General features: G+C 64.0%; 1 protein-coding gene. It reads left to right on the forward strand.

What is annotated here, in order from left to right:
* On the forward strand, positions 1 to 1,540 hold a 1,540-nt coding region (locus Q7W83_RS29430), incomplete at both ends, for an Ig-like domain-containing protein (RefSeq protein ID WP_473658517.1).

Genomic DNA, 1,540 nt, shown 5'->3' on the forward strand with positions numbered 1-1,540 from the left:
GAAAGCACCACGACCATCACCATCGACGTCAACAACAGCTGCATCAAAGCGGTCAGCGACAACGACGTGACCGTCTACGAGAAAGCGTTGGACCTGAGCAAGGATGGCCAGGACCTGGCGCCCGGCACCGTCATCGGCAGCCAGCCGGGCCACACAGGCGAAACTGCCTCTGGCACCTTGGTCGGCTCGGTCAGCGGCGCGGCGGGTGCGATCACTTATGCACTGGTCGGCAGTGACCAGGGGGCATACGGCCAGATCCTGCTCAACCCCAACGGCACCTACACCTACACCCTGACCTCGCCGGCGAGCACCACGCCGCACGCGGACAACGGCGCCAACACCCTGAGCGAAACCTTCACCTATCAGGCCACCGATTCGCTGGGCAACACCGTCACCAGCACCATCGTGGTGAACATCGTCGATGACGTGCCGAAAGCGGTCGATGACAGCAACGCGACGACTGCCACGCCCACACACCTGACGCTCGAAGGCAACGTCCTGAGCAACGACGTGCAAGGCGCGGACCGCGTGCCGACCGGGCCGGACAGCGGACCGATTACCGCCGGCACGTTCAACGGGACTTACGGCACGTTGGTGCTGAACGCCGACGGCACGTACACCTACACGCTGAACACCAGCGATGCCGATTTCAAAGCCTTGCACGGCGATGGCAACGGCACCGAAACCTTCCAGTACACGCTTACCGATGCCGACGGCGACACCAGCACCGCCAACCTGGTCTTGCAGATCCATAACAGCCCGGTGACCCTCAACGGCCTCGACGCGTGTGGCGGCGAGCTGACCGTCTACGAAAAAAACCTCACCTACGGCACCGACCCGGACGCGCCGGCGCTGACCCAGACCGGCACCTTCACCGTCACTGCTCTGGACGGTTTGCAAACCCTCACCGTGGGCGGCATCGCCGTGGTCACCGCGGGTGTCGCGGCAGGCTTCCCGCAATCGAGCGAGACCGATACCGGGGCGATTTTCACCATCACCGGTTACAACCCGGCGACCGGCGTGGTCAGTTACAGCTACACGCTGCGTTACGACAGCGATCACCCGAATGGCAGCGGAGCCAACAGCATCTCCGAACACTTCGACGTGGTGGCCAAGGACACCGACGGCAGCACCGCGACCGGGCAAATCAACGTCAACATCGTCGATGACACGCCCGACGCCAACCCCGATGCAACCTCGGTGGCCGAGGGTGGCGTGGTCAGCGGCAACGTGTTGTGGAACGACGTCGCGGGTGCCGACGGTCCCTTGCTTGGCGGTGGCGTGGTCGGCGTGCGTGCCGGTTCCGATACCTCGACCCCGGTCAGCGGCGGACTGAATCAGCAGATCAACGGCACCTACGGTTACCTGACCCTCGACGCCCAGGGCAACGCCGAATACCACAGCTACCCGAACAGCGTGGACGGCCCGGGCGCGACCGACGTGTTCACCTACACCTTGCGCGATAACGACGGCGACGAAAGCACCACGACCATCACCATCGACGTCAACAACAGCTGCATCAAAGCGGTCAGCGACAACG

This window comes from Pseudomonas sp. 300 (genome assembly GCF_055803035.1).